Here is a 17070-nt window from a genome sequence, read left to right as displayed (position 1 = left end):
GGTATCGATACCCTGCATGAAGACCTGAAGAGTATTTTATGGACGAACCACGGAGAAGTTCCTGGTAACGGGAAAGACGATGACGGCAACGGGTATACCGATGATATACATGGATGGAATTTTTGCGGAACCGCCTCGGGAGAGAACCTTGGCGTAAATACACACGAAATTGCCCGTGTTTACCATCGGTTTAAAAATGACTTTGAAGGCAAAGTGGAAAATGAAATCCCGGCTGAAAAGAAGTTTCTTTTTCACCAATGGCAGCGATCGGAAAAATTGCTAAACAAAGCCTACGGAGAATATAAGAAAAGTTATCCCGGAATTGAAAATTTCTCTACCGGTTTAAACACCACCAACAGGCTTATCACTGCTTATCTTAATAAACCAAGTTTTACAAAGGCTGATATTGTAACGGTGAAATCAACTGATAGCCTTGCCTGGGCGGTAGCTGTCTGGAACGACTTGTTTACAAAAACCAATGACAGTGCTGCCACCAATACGGCTTTTATTGGTGAAGTAGATTCATACAAAAACAATCTGCTGGCCAATAAAAAACGAATGGAAGATGAGCCGATTGATTACAGGGGCGCAATGACAAAAGATAAATATGAAGACATTACGGACAGTGTGTACGGCAATAATAATTTGTATGATCATGCAGGCAATCATGGCACGCATGTGTCCGGCATAATCGGGGCGGTGCGCAATAATGGGATTGGTGTAGATGGCATAGTGGACAATGTTCGCATCATGTTTATAAGGGCTGTACCTGGTGGAGATGAACATGATAAGGATGTGGCATTGGCTATACGCTATGCCGTAGATAACGGTGCTAAAATTATCAACATGAGTTTTGGCAAACCTGTTTCGCCTTATAAAAAAATGGTGGATGATGCCGTTAAATATGCTGACGAGAGAGGCGTTTTGCTGGTACATGGCGCAGGTAATGATGCAGAAGACATTGATAAGGAGCCTTTTTATCCAAGCCCGGTTTTTATGGATGGCACCAGGGCTACCAACTATTTAACCATCGGTGCCAGCGGAGATTATAGCACCGGCTCACTGACTGCCTCCTTTTCCAATTATGGTCAACTGGTAGATATTTTTGCTCCGGGTGTGTACATTAACTCAACTACTTTCAGCAATGGTTATGAAGCTTTTGATGGAACGAGCATGGCTAGTCCGGTTGCAGCGGGTGTGGCCGGTCTAATAAAATCTTATTTTCCACAGTTAAGCCCGGAACAAATAATTGATCTGATATTGAAAACAGGATACGCTGTAAAAGAAAATGTCCTTATTCCTGGTGGAGATAAAAAAGTGCCGATGCAGCAATTGTGCCGCAGCGGTAAAATTATCAATGCTTACGAGGCAGTAAAACTGGCACTGAAACAATATGGCGGTCAATAGACAGATTGTTAAAAAAAGCAGCCGACTGTGTTAAGTTGACTAATTTTGTATTCTAATTATATTGGTATGATTGAAATAATAGCACTGGTTTTTCTCTGCAAAAAAAATGGACAGCTAGCGCAACGAAAAGGATTATCACCCAATCGTTGGAAATGGTATACCGTGGCTGGCTGGTTAACTGCTGAATTTCTCGGATTGTTTCTTGGTGCTCTTTTATTTGGAGCAACAGATATGTATGGCCTGTTTGCAATCGGCCTTGTAAGTGCTTTCGGTGGTTATCTCTATGTAAATGCCTTACTCAAAAAAATGCCCGACGATATTGAAGAGGATGTAAACAAAATAGGCATCAGCGATTTACAACCGCCCCGTAAAGAAGAACGGAATATACAATAACCTCAGCCCTCAGGGGCTTTTTTTATTAGCATTTGATTAATAACTTTAATGCGGTACAAACCTTTACTTTGCTAACTGCCAACAAACTGAAATTATTTATAATGATGACAAACAGCTTTTATAAAATAATCGTCTTTTATATTTTTTTTACCGCATCCTTTACCTCTCTTCAGGCACAACATATTGATTCGTTATTAAGTATTTTAGATGAAAATTATCCGCAGGAAAAAATTCACCTGCACATGGATAAACTGAATTATAACCCGGGTGAAACGCTTTGGTTTAAGGCCTATATTACTGCCGATAACCAACCCGCAGCACTCAGCAAAACATGCTATGCAGAGCTGGTGGACGAAAAAGGCACCCTGCTTCAAAGGCAAATCATGCCGGTACTGGAATCCGGTGCAGCGTCAAGTTTTGAATTGCCGGATACATTACATGGCAATAAATTGTACATACGTGCCTACACCTCCTGGATGCTGAATTTTGATTCTGCCTTATTTTATATGCACCCGGTACACATTATACCTTTAAAATCTGCTGTAAAAAAAGTGCCGGTAGCGCCATCTTACACCCTTACTTTATTCCCGGAAGGCGGTGACCTGGTGGAGAATATTGGTTCGCTGGTAGCTTTTAAAGCAACCGACCAGGAAGGTACTCCCATTTCCATAACAGGCAATATTGCAGATGATAAAGGCAAAATAGTAACTCCTTTTTCATCTGTTCATGATGGCATGGGTTATTTTTCATTGCTGCCTGTTGCGGGAGAAAAATATAAAGCGGTGTGGAAAGATAAAAAAGGCGTGCAGCATCAAACGGCTTTACCGGATGCGAAAAAAGATGGGCTTACATTAAGTACCATTTACTCGGCAAACCGCATTCAATATACGCTTACCAGGCCGGAGGTTGAATCACCCGCTGCATCGCAGTATTATGTAATAGCCCAAATGCAGCAACGCGTTGTGTACAGCGCTAAAATAAATCTTACCAAAAAAAGTACGGTTACTGCCCCAATTATAACCGACAGCATGCCCACAGGAGTTTTACAATTGACTGTTTTCAATGCAGAACAACTTCCCGTGGCAGAGAGAATCGTTTTCATCAATAACAATAATTATTTTTTCAATACCGATTTGCATGCTGTTGAAAAAAACCTGGCAAAACGGGCCCGCAATGTGTTACAGATAGACGTTGGCAATAACCTGCTTACCAATTTATCAATCGCTGTTACGGATGAAGGCATTAATCCGGTGAGCAACAATGAAGAAAGCATTTTCACACAACTGTTGCTCAGCGGCGATTTGAAAGGATATGTGTATAATCCGGCATATTATTTTTCAAGCGATGAAGATTCAGTTAAACAACACCTGGACCTTGTGATGATGACCAACGGCTGGAGAAGATTTAAATGGGAAAATGTGTTGGCCGAAAAATGGCCCGTACTCACTATTTCACCTGCAGATTATATTTCTATCAAAGGGAAGGTATTGGGTTTATCCAAGCTGCAGTTAAGCAATAAAGACCTAACCGGTATTTTAAAAACCAAGACCAATGCGCCCCAGTTTTTAAACATCCCTATGACCAAGGACGGGCAATTTAAACTGAACAAACTTTACTTTTTTGATACTGCGAAATTGTATTACCAATTTAATAATGATAAAGACAAAACACTAACCAGCGCAGCAAGTTTTGCTTTTGAAAATGGCTTTGTAAAATCGCCTGCTCAATCCGTTAATTTATTGTCTGGCTTATACGCTCCTTCAAAAACAGACAGTTTGATTTTATTAAGAAGCAGCAGCCTGGCAAAATTACAACGGGAGCAAAACGAACGTAATAAAATACAAACGCTCAGCACGGTGGTTGTAAAAACCAAACAAAAAAGCTTAAAACAAAAAATGGACGAAGAGTATACTTCAGGTTTGTTCAGTGGTGGCGATGGGTATACTTTTACGACAGAAGATGATCCTTTTGCAAAATCGGCGCAAAGCGTTTTACAATACCTTCAGGGCAAAGTAGCGGGTTTGCAGATTTCTACTACGGGAACGGGTGGCGCTACCTGGCGGGGCAGTGCTACCAGCTTTTTCTTAAATGAGATCAATTCAGATGTGAGCCAGTTGCAAAATATCAACATGAATGATGTGGCTATGATCAAAGTTTTCCGGCCTCCTTTTTTTGGCGCCATGGGTGGTGGGGCAGGTGGTGCCATTGCGGTGTATACCAAAAAGGGTGCTGCTTTGAATAATAATTTTAAAGGTTTGGACTTTACCAATATTGTGGGCTATTCGGTTATCAAACAATTTTATTCGCCCAATTACGAAACGGAGAATGATCCCACAGTGGCCGATTACAGAACCACACTTTACTGGAATTCATTCTTGCTGATGGACAAAACTAACCGCCGCATCACCATTCCTTTTTACAACAGCGACAACTGTAAAAAGTTAAGGGTAATTATTGAAGGCATTAATGAATTAGGGCAGTTAACAAGAGAAGAAAAGATTTTTCAATAGCATTGTCTGTAACAAAAAACTGGCTGTCTCTTTAATGTGAGACAGCCAGTTTTTTATGTCTATGTATGAATTGATGAAGCATTTTAATTTGTTACAACTGGCAATTTCTTCTTTGGTGCCATTAACAGTAACAATACTGGTAACAGCACCAGGTTGGTTACTGTAGCCACAAATAAAGTAACAGATGTAAGCCAGCCAAGCGATTGTGTACCGCCAAAGCTGCTCATACAAAAAATAACAAAGCCGGCAATTAATACAAGTGATGTATAAACAATGCTCAAACCGGTGCTTTTAATGGTTGCACTTACGGTTGCCTGCACATCATTATCATAAAGCGGAAGCTCCTGTTTATAGTTTACCAAAAACCGGATGGTAATATCGATGGCAATACCGAGGGCTACGCTAAAAATCAATACTGTAGAAGGTTTCAGCGGTACTCCGGCCCAGCCCATCACACCGGCTGTTATAATTAAAGGAATAACATTGGGTATTAAAGAACATACCAGTATCCTCGCCGATCTGAAGAGGTAAAGCATACAAACAGCGATCAGTAAAAACGCATAAAAAATACTTTCCTTTAACCCGTTAATAATAAAGCGGCTGCCTTCCAAAAAGGTAATGCTGCTTCCGGTAAATGTTACTTTGTATTGCGTACTATCAAAAAGCTGGTTGGTTTGCTGTTGAATACCGTTTAACAAAACGGGCAATTTTTCTGTGCCTACATCCGCCATACTAATGCTGATACGGGTTGTTTGTTTTGCAGTATCTATAAAAGACGCCAGCATATTAGACACATTATTTTTGTTGCTGCTATCGCCCTTGCCTGCTTTTAAATAATCGCCTAAAAATGCGATGTCGGATGAATTAGGCAATTGATAATTGGCCGAATCACCATCATAAAAAGCCTGCTTTACAAACTTCAATCCTTCTGCAATACTCAGCGGTCTGTTCATTTCTTTTTGCCCGGAAACATACTGCGACAGAGAATCAATCTTACTAAAAACAGTCAGCGCCCGCATGCCACTTATACCGCGCCGTTTTTTAGAATCAACCATAATTTCAAGCGGCATCACGCCTTTAAAATTGTGCTCAAAAAATTTAAGGTCGGTATAAATTTTATTATCCTTTGGCAGATCATCTACTATATAAGCCACCGTTTTCAATTTAAAAATACCAGCGATAGCCACCACCAGCACAACAGCCGTAATACCAAACACTACCCCTTTGTGGTTCATTACCCATTGCTCAATTTTCAACAATAAATAAGTAATCCACCTGTTATGCAAATATTTTGTTTGTACCGGTTTGGGAGCGGGTAAATAACTTAACGCGGCCGGCAATAAAATAAAAGAAATCACAAAAATCAGCATAATGCTGATACCTGCCACCACACCAAATTCTTTTAAAATAGAACTGCGTGTTAACGCAAATACGGCAAAACCAATGGCAGCGGTGATATTGCAGAAAAGCGTTACCACGCCCATTTTACTCACCATATCTACCAATGACTTCATTTTATCGTGGCTGGCTAAAAAACCGGTGTGGTATTTATTGATAAAATAAATGCAATTGGGAATGCCTATTACCACTATGAGAGGAGGTGTTAATGCCGTAAGCAATGTAATTTTATAACCCAGCAGAAATAAGACCCCTACACTCCAGATAACCCCTGAAAGTACTACCAGTAAAGAAAGCAACATGGTGCTTAAAGAGCGAAAAAATACAAGTAAGATTAATGCACTTAACACCAGTGAGCCGATCAAAAAAAGCCGCATTTCTTTTTTAATCATATCAGATACAAGCGTTCTTATCAAAGGCAAACCGCTGATGTAGGTAGTGATTTTTGTTTCGCTTTCAAATGCAGTAACGGCTTTGCTTATATCGCCGACTATCCTGGTTCGTTTAGGAGAACTCAGCGAATCCTTATTAATGCGGACACCCAATAAATAAGCCTTCGTTTCAGGATTATATAAAAGCGTTCTGTAAAAAGGAAGACTAAAAAAAAGTGCTTTGGACGAATCGAGTTCTGCCTGCGTAGCAATAGAATCAGGAAATATTTTTACTGCAACCAGCTTTTCACTTGACTCATCTTTGTGCAGTGTTATGGAGGAAGGAACACTCAATACACTTTCTACATTCTTTACTTTTTTTAATTCCGCCTCCAGGTGCCGGTAAGCCTGGAAAGTTTTCAACTCAAAAATTTGATCGGTTTGTACTGCTACCACCAGCAAATTGCCATCATCACCAAATTTTTGCCTGAAGGCTACATAGTCAAGATACTTCGGATTGTCAGATGGAATAGCCTTTGCAAATTCGTAACTCAATGTTACTTTGCTGGCAAAATAGCCCATTACGGCAGTTGATGCAAACAGTATAATTAAAAGCGGTAACCGGTATTTTAATACAAATTTCGCCAGGCCTTGCCACATAATATTGTTGTTTTATTGGTAAATCAGTTACGATTTGCAAAGAAAGACTTTTTACGCCGCTTAGCCATATCTGTTGCAGTCAATGTTGTTTATACTATCTTCAATTTTATTATCAAGTCTAGACCGGAATGGGCACTAAAAGCCGCGAAATTATTTTGAAAATTTAATTTGCTCCATTTTTAGTTGCGGTAAAACAGCCGGCTTGGCGGTGGCTTTATAAGGCGATAATTAAACAATTTGCTGTTTCAATGACACACAAAACAAAAGGTATTGTTTTACGCACTATCAAATATGGCGAAACCAGTTTGGTAGCGACCATTTTTACCGAATTGTTTGGCGTGCAAACCTATATGATAAATGGAGTCCGGTCTGCAAAAAAGTCTTCCTCCAAAGCCAATCAATTTCAGCCCGGCGCTATACTGGACATGATTGTTTACCATAACGACCTGCACAATATGCAGCGAATTAAGGAATTTAAATGGGATTACTTATTTGACCAGGTTTTAAGCGATGTAATCAAGAACAGCATTGCATTGTATATGGTAGAACTTTTGCATAAATGTTTGCCTGAACCCGAACAAAACACACCGCTTTTTTATTTTTGTGAAGATATCCTGATACAATTGGACAAGGCATCTAAAGCAGTTACCGCCAATTTTGCCCTCTATTTTTCATTACAGCTGCCCCAGTTTTTTGGGTTTAAAATGAATGATGATTACGATGAGCAACAGCCTGTTTTAGACCTTCGGGAAGGGAATTTTGTTGGCGAACAGCCTGCACATCCGAATTTTATTGAAGGAGAACTCGCTTTAGTAACTTCACAGCTGCTAAAAGTTATGCAGCCATTTGAACTGGAAGATATCAGGCTGCACCATGATAAAAGAAAATTGCTGTTGCAATACTACCAGGATTATTATGCGCTGCACATTACTGACTTTGGACCAATGAAAACACTCCAGGTATTACATGAGGTATTGGGATGAACTTATTTATTAGCCGCCACGGGCAATACTATAATATTCTTTTTGCCGTAGATGCAGAAGTAAGTTTTAAGCCAGACATATGATCTATTAAAACAATCCCGGGCTTTTTATTTTTTTCAAAACTTCCTAACTCATCATCCATTTTTAAAGCTTGCGCTCCATTGATTGTAGCCCATTGTAATATCTCTGTAAGAGGTACATCTGCTGCACCCTGCTGAATTGTTTTCATCTCTTCCAGGATACTGAGTTGCCAGTTGCTGGCATAACTATCGGTGCCGATAACCAGGTTACAATTATTTTTTCTAAGCATATCAATTGGAGGAAGCTGTTGTTCAATGTATTGATTGGCATTTACACACAAACAAAAGTAAAGACTGGCTTTCTCTTCATCATACGCCTTGTAAAAATCAATATCAGCCAAGCTGGTAAAAGTATTATGAACGGACAGTATAGATTGGTGATTATTAAATAAAGGCAACCAGCTTTGCAGGCTGGTTTTTCTTGTTGGCTGAAAGCCGGAAATATTGATTCCAAAATTGTTATACAGGTTTAGAAAATCGCCCTTCTTGTTTTGATACAAATCATTTTCCGCAATACATTCCTGGTTGTGGATAGAAATAAGCTGGTTGGCAGTTACCGTGTTAAGTTGATTGAATAAGGTTTTTGAAACGGAATAGGGAGCATGCGGTGATAACGAAACAGCTTGAGGCAACCGGGCTCTAAATTCATTGTAAACCTGTTTTGCGCTATCCAGTCTTGCTGTGGCAGCTGCATCTACAAAGCCGCTTACTTCAATAAAATTATGCCAGTATAAGCTGCCTTTTTGTTTAACTGCAATTGAATCTGTAGTATTACAAATATCACCCACTGCTACTATCCCTCCTTCGTACATTTCCATTTCGGCTTGCTGGATAGCTTCCAGTTTCAATTCATCCAGCGCACCCCTGCTCTTCATCACCTGTTGTACAAACTTCACCAGCCCCGTATTTGCAGCAACTGCTCCTTTTAAATAGCTCAATTCGGTATGGCAATGTGCATTGATGAAACCCGGTATAAGTAATCCGTCAAAAAACTCAATATCATCGCCGGCATCTGCTTTATCAACAATATCTCTCACCACACCTTCCGGCGTTGTAATTAAAACACGCTGCGGGGGAAATAAATCGTAACCGTTAAAAATGTTATGGGCTGTAAATTTTCTGTACAAATTGATTGGTTGATATACTGTAATTTTGCCGCCACATCGCAAAAGCAATAGGTTGCTGCAAAGTTATAGCGTATAGTTTTCTGTCAATGGATATAGCTTTGTTTATTTTGATTGCGCAAAACAGGTATCAACCAATTATTTCAAAAACACAATTATTCCCTCTGGGAAAGAAGTACTAAACTATGTTAGATAAATTAGACGCCATTAAGGGAAGATTTGACAATTTGGGTGTTGCCTTAACCAACCCTGAAATTGTAAGTGACAATAAAAAATTCACCGCTATCAGTAAGGAATACCGCAGTTTGGAAAAAATTGTGAATGCCCGCAATGCCTACATCAAAGTACTGGATGATATTGAGTTTAACAAAGAAGTGCTGAACGGAGATGATGCAGAAATGCGTGACCTGGCAAAACAGGAAATTCCCGCTTTGGAAGAAAGTAAAGAGGCCTGGGAAAAAGCATTGCGCAACATGCTGATACCAAAAGATCCCTATGATGAAAAAAATGCCATCCTTGAAATCAGGGCAGGTACGGGTGGAGATGAGGCCTCACTGTTTGCAGGCAACCTGTTAAGGATGTATATGAAATACTGTGAGAAAAAGGGTTGGAAAACTGCTTTGTTAAGTGAAAGTGAAGGTACTGCAGGTGGCTTTAAGGAAGTACAGGTAGAAGTAGTAGGCGATGATGTATATGGCACCTTAAAATTTGAAAGCGGTGTTCACCGTGTACAACGTGTACCTGATACAGAAGCAAGCGGGCGTGTGCATACGAGTGCAGCTACAGTGGCTGTAATGCCGGAGGCGGAAGAAGTGGATTTTGAATTGAAAGAGAGTGATGTCAAAATGGAAACGGCGCGAAGTGGCGGCGCCGGCGGTCAAAATGTAAACAAGGTAGAAACCAAAGTTTTTTTAACGCATAAACCCACTGGTATTGTAGTAATGTGTCAAACAGAGCGCAGCCAGCTGGGCAACAAAGAAAAAGCAATGGATATGCTGCGTACCAGGCTTTATGATGAAGAGGTACGCAAAGCTGAGGAAGCCATTGCCCATAAAAGAAAAAGTTTGGTGAGTACAGGTGACCGCAGTGCCAAGATAAGAACCTATAATTACCCACAAGGCAGGGTTACCGATCACCGCATTGGCCTTACTGCATATAACCTGGATAATGTCCTTAATGGCGATATACAGGAATTTATTGATGCTCTTCAATTTGCTGAAAATGCGGAGAAAATGGCGACAGAAGGATCATAGCATTTTCTTGTCAATAATATATTATGCTTTATTGCTTTTGTTATGGTTTTTACCTACTTTGAGCCCTCTAAAATATATATTATGCTTGAGAACCTTTTTAACCTGATCAAAGAACAGAGCTCAGATGCGGTGATTAATAACCCAGCAATTCCCAATGAAAAAAATGATGCAGTAATTGCAGATGCTACGCATTCAGTTGCAGACGGATTGCAGGGCGTTTTAGCTAGCGGCGGATTACAATCCGTTTTATCTCTTTTTAATAATAACAACTCAGGGGGAAATGGATTACTCAACAACCCCATAGTGAGTAATATTATCAGCAGTTTTACCAACAAGCTTACAACTAACCATGGCATTGCTGCGGATCAGGCCGGTGGTATTGCCAGCAGCCTGATTCCTTCTGTATTGAGCAGCCTGGTAAATCGCACCAACGATCCAAACAATTCCAGTTTCAACATAGGAAGTATTATCAGTTCATTAGCCGGAGGCGGAAATGCCCAGGGAGGTGCAGGAGGATTTGATATAGGAAGCCTGGTAAGTAGATTTACAAGCGGAGGTTTAGATGCCAATAACGACGGACATGTCGGTATAGATGATATCATCAGTAAGGTTACCGGCGGCGCCCAGCAGCAACAAGCGCAAAGCAGTGGTGGTGGTTTAATGGATATCATCAGCGGCTTTATAAAATAGACCATTTTAAAGTATTGTTAAACCAACTTGTCTGAGTGTTTAAATTGTATGTAGCTTTGAATTATTACTTACCTTTACAGTGTAAATAAATAATTCAATTATTGATTTACAAAAAGTTCTTTTTACTTGATTTTAAGCGAAATAATGAATACTTTACATTAGGGTATTATTAACAAAAGCCGGTTTTTATGGCATTCATTTTGCAACATTGTAATCAGAACACTTTAAATTTAAAATAAACTTTTTCTCATAAGCAGTTAGTTTTGGTAAACGGCCCCGATTTCTATCGGGGCTTCTCTTTTTTATAAGATGTTCCGGTCAGTGAGATAGACAAATAAAAAATTAAAATGCTTTGCCGTCAATCAGGCATTCAAACGGAAACCAATACCGTGAATGGTTTCCAGCACAATAGAGGGATCTTCCTTAAAATGCTTTCTTAGTTTGGTTATAAAAACATCCATGCTTCTTCCTAAGAAGTAATCATCCTTACCCCAAACATTTATCAGCACTTCTTCTCTTTTTAAAACTTTGTTGGTATGCTGGCAAAAGAAATTTAAAAGGTCGGCTTCCCGCTGTGTTAATGAGATCACTTTGTCTCCGTCGTAAATTTTTAAATCTGCAAAAGAAAAACGCATTCTGCCGATGGCATATTCGTGCGATTTTTCGAAGTGCATTTTTTTAGTTCTTCTTAAAAAAACCTCCATACGCATTATTAACTCCTGCATGCTGAATGGTTTTGTAATATAATCGTCAGCGCCTGTTTTAAAACCATCGAGCTTGTCCTGTTCCATGGAACGGGCTGTGATAAATAAAATTGGCACTACGTCACTTTTTTGACGGATTTTTTTTGCAACCGTAAAGCCATCTTTTACCGGCATCATTACATCCAGCAAGCAAATGTCGAAATGATTTTTTTGGTATTGCTGCCAGGCAGCTTCACCGTCACTGCACCACAGTACGTCATACCCCGCTTCTTCCAGGTTATCTTTTATTACGAAAGCCAGTGAAGTATCGTCTTCTGCTAACAGAACTTTTGCTTTATCGGCCATGGAGATTATTTTTCAGGTAATAATATTTTGAATTCAGTACCAACACCGGGTACGCTTTTTAATACAATTTTTCCGTCGTGGGCGTCCACAATTTTTTTCACAAAATTTAATCCGAGCCCAAACCCGTTTACCTGGTGAATGTTACCAGTAGGCACACGATAAAATTTTTTAAACAAATACTTGAAATTCTTTTCCTCAATTCCTATGCCCTTATCTTTAACCGAAACAGCATAAAAGTTATTTGCCTCGTGCTGTACGTCTATGGCTATATAAGGCGCGCCATCACTGTATTTCAAAGCATTTTCAATCAGGTTTATAATAACCAGTTGCAAATGTACCTTATCTGCCATCACTAACGGATCATTTTCGTTTGGTGTAAAATGCACATCTGCATTTTTGTCTTTTATCAATGGCTCCAACTGATCGATCGCATGCTCAATCACCTCATTCAATTTACAGGGCTCCTTATTGACAATAATGTCTTTATTATCCCCCGAAGCCGTTTTTAATAACCGCTCTACCTGGTTTTGAAGGTGTTCCGTTTGTTCTTTAATTACAGTACCATATTTCAGCAACCTGCCCGGTTGGGTTGTAATAGAGGGCTGTGTCAACACATCGCTGGCAATTTTCATCACGGCCAGCGGTGTTTTAAATTCATGCGTAAAATTATTAACAAAATCCCGTTGCAGTTCGTTTAAAAACTTTTGCTTGTACAAATAAATGAGGCTTACCGAAAGGCCGATAAGCACCAGCAACAACACGATAGCAGTTACAATCCAAAAAAGCATTTCATGAATAATGTATTTATTACGGTGAGGAAAGTTCAGCAATAAATAGTCGTAAGTTTTATTCACAGGTAACAAGGTTACATTACCATTCTGCGGGTAACGGGAAGCTGCTGTAGATAGATAGAACTCATACAGAAAAGCCGATTTTCTGCTGCTGAATACGCCGACGTTACAATCCGTCCAAACATCAAAATCTTCAAATTCGTTACTCAGGTGATAATATAAAGAATCTTTATTGGGTATAGAATCCAACTTAACCAGGTAAGTATTTTGATCAATCACTTCCACAATTTGTTTTACCTGGAAGGCTGGGTTATCTGCAATTTTTACATCTTCAAACAGGCCGCGGATACTTTTAACTACCCCTGTGCTAAATTGCTGCTCCTCCAAAGTATACACCCGTTTAAGCCAGTATAACTGAGATACAATTATTAATGCAATAATAATGGTAATGCTCAGCATGATCCATCGGAGTGTGGTTGACTTCATCATTACAAAGTTCATCTATACTGTTAATATAAACCTTTGATACTGGTTAATTGCATGTTAAACGGACTTTTTGCTGATTTTTAGTGTTCTTTCTTGTACAATAGGGCATCCAGCAAAAAATTAAAAACACACAATTCCAATTGCTATTTTTATAAAATTTTGACAAAAATGCACTCTTAACAGTTTAAAACCTTACTAATTTTATAAAGCCGTATAAAGGGTATAGTTTTACATCATGAGTGATAATTCACAAATATTTCAAACCAGCAGCGCTGCACGCTGGCGTAGTTTTAAATGGTCTTTCAGAATTTTACTGATGATCGTTCTTTTCTTTTTTGTGGTGTTGGTAGTTGCCCTGGTAAGAGGGGTAAATCCATCACCGGTTAATATTGAAAACCTTTCAAAATCATACGAAAACAAACTGGATCCCTCCAACCCGTTGACATTTGCCAACACCCAAAACAAAAAATACAAGGGCTTTAAAGATTTTTTAATCAGGAAAATAAAAGAGGATTCACTAAAAGCCATTCGTCAGGCAAAGAACAAACCCGTCAACAAACTACCTTTTATAAGAGCCGCATTTTATACGCCCTGGACAGCTTCCACATCATTGCCTGATTTAGATAAATATGGAGATAAATTAAATACCATTTTTCCTGAATGGTTTTTTATTGATACCGCTAATAATTTCAGGTTACAAACCAGAATAGACACTGCAGGCCTTAAAACAATGCGGGCAAAGGGTTTGCGCATAATGCCCATACTGAACAATTTCAATTCAACTTTAAGAGATGCTGCAGGCCATCTTAAACCGGATTTTGATGGAAGACTAATCCATGGAATATTAAATAACCCGGCCAAACAAAAGAAATTTATTCAGCAGGTGGTTGATACCTTATCTTTTTATAACCTGCAAGGCATTAACATAGATTTTGAAGACCTGGTTGAGCCTACCAATGAACCGCTCACGCTTTTTCAGCAACAATTATATACTGCTTTACACGCAAAAAATATGATTGTAACCATGGACGTTGCTGTAAAAAACGATGACTATGACTATAAAAAATTATCAGACTCTAATGACTATTTGATATTGATGGCCTACGACCAGTATAACAGTGTTGAATCCGGTCCTGGCCCGGTGAGCGGACAGAAATGGATTGAAGAAGCTCTGGACTGGACTGCTTCTAAAATTGAAAGCAACAAAATAATTTTAGGAGTAGCAGGCTACGGTTACGACTGGACAACGGACGATGAGGGCAAGAAAATCGTAAAAGAAATTACTTACACTGAGGCAATCAACAGGGCTAAAATATCCAACGCGACCATTGATTATGATAATGACAGTTATAACCTTCACTTTAGTTATACTGATGAACATACAGATGATACTACCAAAGAAGTAATTAAAATAAAGCACGAAATATGGTGCACTGATGCGGCTACTACATTTAATGTGCTTCGATTCAGCGATGAGTATGCAACAGCAGGTACCGCCCTGTGGCGTATGGGCGGAGAAGACCCCCGCATGTGGAATTATTACAGCACCAACTTAAGCAATGCTGCACTCCAAAAAATCCCGTTCGATTTCAACCAGCTTGCTACCATTCCATATAACGTAAACCAAAAACCAACAGCAACAGGCGAGGGAGAATTATTACGGATCATTTATACACCGCAGGAAGGAAGGATTGATTTGCAAGTGGACAGCTCCGAATTACTTATCACCGAACAAGACTATAAAGTATTACCCTCAGGCTATGTATATCAAAAATTTGCAGAAGATAAAACAGATATCGGACGGCCGGGGCATAAAATAATTTTAACTTTTGATGATGGGCCCAGTGCAGAGTTTACGCCTAAAATATTAGACATCCTGGAACGGGAAAAAGTACCAGCCACCTTTTTTGTTATTGGCTTAAATACAGAACAAAATATTCCATTATTTCAAAGGATTTATAAAGACGGCTACGAAATTGGCAATCATACATTTACACACGGCAATATTGCAAAAATGAGTCCGCAAAGGGCCGAGCTGGAAATGAAATCCACCCGGCTGTTAATTGAAAGTATTACCGGACGGTCCACCATTTTATTCCGGGCTCCGTATAATGCGGATAGTGAGCCTCAAACCTACGAAGAAATTGAGCCGATTGCCCGCAGCAAAAAAGATAATTATATCACTGTAGGAGAAAGTATTGATCCCAACGACTGGCAAACAAATGTAAGCGCAGACAGCATTGTAGCAAGAACTATCCGGCTGGCAGAATCAACCAATGCCAATATTATATTGTTGCATGATGCAGGTGGTGAAACAAGACAAGCCACTGTGGATGCCTTGCCAAAAATAATCGCCTACTTTAAAAAGAGAGGCTGTGTCTTTACTACGGTGGCAGATTTAATGGGCAAAAAAAGAGATGATGTTATGCCCCCGCTTCCACCCAGCAAAGACAGCTGGATGAGAAAACTTAATTTCTTTTTTGCCGAAGCTGCTTATTGGGGAAGCCATATTTTGTTCGCCTTGTTTATAGTGGGCATTTTTCTTTCTGTTGGCAGAATGGTAGTTATGGCTATACTTGCAGGCATTCAAAAGCAAAGAGAAGCTAAACAAGTTCTTCCAGCCTTTTTGCCTGCCCACGGAATGCCAATGGTGAGCATCGTTGTACCGGCTTATAACGAAGAAGTAAATGCAGTTAGAACCGTAAATAGTTTGCTGAAACAGGATTACCCCAACCTGCAGGTTGTTTTTGTGGATGATGGCAGTAAAGATGCTACTTATACCAGGGTAAGCGACGCTTTTAAAGGTATCGCCAATGTAAAGGTATTTACCAAATTGAATGGCGGTAAGGCTTCTGCACTAAATGTTGGTATTGAAAAAGCGGAGAGCGAATTTGTAGTTTGCATAGATGCCGATACCCAGTTAAAAACCGATGCCGTAACCAAACTGATGCAGAAATTTACCAGCGAAAAAGTAGCTGCGGTGGCAGGTAATGTAAAAGTGGGTAACGAAGTAAACATGATTACCAAGTGGCAAAGTATTGAATACATTACGTCACAAAATTTTGATCGCCGGGCATTTGATTTACTGGATTGTATTACGGTTGTACCCGGCGCCATTGGTGCGTTTAGGAAAGCTGCCGTAATTGAAGCCGGCGGTTTAACCTCTGATACGCTGGCAGAAGATTGCGACCTTACCATGCGTTTGCACCGCATAGGGTACGAGGTGAGAAATTGCAATGATGCCATCTCCTATACCGAGGCTCCGGAAACCATGCGCCAATTTATGAAACAGCGCTTTCGCTGGAGCTTTGGAGTAATGCAGTGTTTCTGGAAACACCGGGATGCGGTGTTCAATCCAAAATATAAAAATTATGGAATGGTTGCCATGCCCAATATTCTCGTCTTTCAGATGATATTGCCATTTTTGGCACCGCTTGCCGACCTTATACTGGTGCTGAGTTTGGTTGCTGCGGGTTTTGGCATTATACCCGCCAGCATTTCTCATATTATCATCTATTATTTAATTTTCACGTTGGTAGATGTGGCAGGGGCAGCCCTGGCCTTTGCATTTGAAAAAGAAGATTACAAAAAATTGATCTGGATGATTCCGCAGCGGCTGGTATACCGCCAACTAATGTATTATATCATTATCAAATCATTCAGTAAAGCAATCAAAGGTGAATTACAGGGTTGGGGTGTACTAAAGCGCACGGGCAATGTGAACCAGCTTTCAGCGTCGTCTAAGGCGGATGTAAACATGTAAAAGCTTTATGCAGTGTTTTCTTTTCAGCTATCGCAACCGGTAACATCTCAATAATTAACTGTCAGCATCAGCAATGGTAAAACTGTTTTACTTTTGCCAGCTAAATATAATT

Annotated in this window: 11 protein-coding genes; 7 read left to right on the top strand and 4 right to left on the bottom strand. The window is 39.8% G+C overall.

Features of this window, described 5'->3' with window-relative positions:
• From JWR61_RS09045 to JWR61_RS09035, 3 genes are all read left to right on the top strand, one after another.
• Nucleotides 1-1407: S8 family serine peptidase (locus JWR61_RS09045; protein WP_301927510.1), on the top strand; the 1407-nt coding region annotated here is incomplete at its 5' end.
• Between the two features lie 66 nt (nucleotides 1408-1473).
• Nucleotides 1474-1800 (top strand): hypothetical protein, encoded by a 327-nt coding sequence (locus JWR61_RS09040; RefSeq protein ID WP_301927509.1) that lies wholly within the window; start codon nucleotides 1474-1476, stop codon nucleotides 1798-1800.
• Between the two features lie 101 nt (nucleotides 1801-1901).
• The gene (locus tag JWR61_RS09035) at nucleotides 1902-4310 is read left to right on the top strand and encodes a hypothetical protein (RefSeq protein ID WP_301927508.1); all 2409 of its coding nucleotides are present in this window, start codon (nucleotides 1902-1904) and stop codon (nucleotides 4308-4310) included.
• Nucleotides 4311-4393: 83 nt separating this feature from the next.
• Here the strand turns inward: JWR61_RS09035 and JWR61_RS09030 are convergent, their stop codons facing one another.
• Nucleotides 4394-6739 carry an RND family transporter gene (locus JWR61_RS09030; protein ID WP_301927507.1) on the bottom strand — a complete coding sequence of 782 codons (2346 nt, stop codon included), beginning with the start codon at nucleotides 6737-6739 and terminating at the stop codon, nucleotides 4394-4396.
• A 248-nt stretch (nucleotides 6740-6987) separates the two neighbouring features.
• Between JWR61_RS09030 and recO the strand changes: the two genes are divergently transcribed.
• Nucleotides 6988-7722, top strand: a complete 735-nt coding sequence (gene recO, locus JWR61_RS09025; protein WP_301927506.1) for a DNA repair protein RecO — start codon at nucleotides 6988-6990, stop codon at nucleotides 7720-7722.
• Nucleotides 7723-7750: 28 nt separating this feature from the next.
• Here the strand turns inward: recO and JWR61_RS09020 are convergent, their stop codons facing one another.
• Entirely contained in the window at nucleotides 7751-8929 is a 1179-nt protein-coding gene (locus tag JWR61_RS09020) for an amidohydrolase family protein (RefSeq protein WP_301927505.1), read from the bottom strand.
• A 182-nt stretch (nucleotides 8930-9111) separates the two neighbouring features.
• Here JWR61_RS09020 and prfA point away from each other — a divergent pair, with 182 nt between their 5' ends.
• Nucleotides 9112-10179 (top strand): peptide chain release factor 1, encoded by a 1068-nt coding sequence (gene prfA, locus JWR61_RS09015; protein WP_290340823.1) that lies wholly within the window; start codon nucleotides 9112-9114, stop codon nucleotides 10177-10179.
• An 81-nt stretch (nucleotides 10180-10260) separates the two neighbouring features.
• Nucleotides 10261-10869, top strand: coding sequence for a hypothetical protein (locus tag JWR61_RS09010; protein ID WP_301927504.1), 609 nt, complete (start codon nucleotides 10261-10263; stop codon nucleotides 10867-10869).
• Between the two features lie 362 nt (nucleotides 10870-11231).
• On the opposite strand, the gene JWR61_RS09005 is transcribed toward JWR61_RS09010, so the two are convergent.
• Nucleotides 11232-11918 carry a response regulator transcription factor gene (locus JWR61_RS09005; protein ID WP_301927503.1) on the bottom strand — a complete coding sequence of 229 codons (687 nt, stop codon included), beginning with the start codon at nucleotides 11916-11918 and terminating at the stop codon, nucleotides 11232-11234.
• 5 nt (nucleotides 11919-11923) lie between these two features.
• On the bottom strand, nucleotides 11924-13210 hold the full coding sequence (locus JWR61_RS09000) for a cell wall metabolism sensor histidine kinase WalK (RefSeq protein WP_301927502.1): 1287 nt from the start codon (nucleotides 13208-13210) through the stop codon (nucleotides 11924-11926).
• A 220-nt stretch (nucleotides 13211-13430) separates the two neighbouring features.
• On the opposite strand from JWR61_RS09000, the gene JWR61_RS08995 reads away from it, so the two are divergent.
• Entirely contained in the window at nucleotides 13431-16958 is a 3528-nt protein-coding gene (locus JWR61_RS08995; protein WP_301927501.1) for a glycosyltransferase, read from the top strand.
• Nucleotides 16959-17070: the final 112 nt, after the last annotated feature.

The organism is Ferruginibacter sp. (assembly GCF_028288465.1).
Lineage (GTDB): Bacteria > Bacteroidota > Bacteroidia > Chitinophagales > Chitinophagaceae > Ferruginibacter.
This window is presented reverse-complemented; position numbering and strand designations above follow the sequence as displayed.

Excerpts from the sequence above, each read along its gene's own strand:
- JWR61_RS09040 (WP_301927509.1), top strand. The coding sequence starts at position 1,474 with ATGATTGAAATAATAGCACTGGTTTTTCTCTGCAAAAAAAATGGACAG.
- JWR61_RS09035 (WP_301927508.1), top strand. The coding sequence starts at position 1,902 with ATGATGACAAACAGCTTTTATAAAATAATCGTCTTTTATATTTTTTTT.
- JWR61_RS09030 (WP_301927507.1), bottom strand. The coding sequence starts at position 6,739 with ATGTGGCAAGGCCTGGCGAAATTTGTATTAAAATACCGGTTACCGCTT.
- recO (WP_301927506.1), top strand. The coding sequence starts at position 6,988 with ATGACACACAAAACAAAAGGTATTGTTTTACGCACTATCAAATATGGC.
- prfA (WP_290340823.1), top strand. The coding sequence starts at position 9,112 with ATGTTAGATAAATTAGACGCCATTAAGGGAAGATTTGACAATTTGGGT.
- JWR61_RS09010 (WP_301927504.1), top strand. The coding sequence starts at position 10,261 with ATGCTTGAGAACCTTTTTAACCTGATCAAAGAACAGAGCTCAGATGCG.
- JWR61_RS09005 (WP_301927503.1), bottom strand. The coding sequence starts at position 11,918 with ATGGCCGATAAAGCAAAAGTTCTGTTAGCAGAAGACGATACTTCACTG.
- JWR61_RS09000 (WP_301927502.1), bottom strand. The coding sequence starts at position 13,210 with ATGAACTTTGTAATGATGAAGTCAACCACACTCCGATGGATCATGCTG.
- JWR61_RS08995 (WP_301927501.1), top strand. The coding sequence starts at position 13,431 with ATGAGTGATAATTCACAAATATTTCAAACCAGCAGCGCTGCACGCTGG.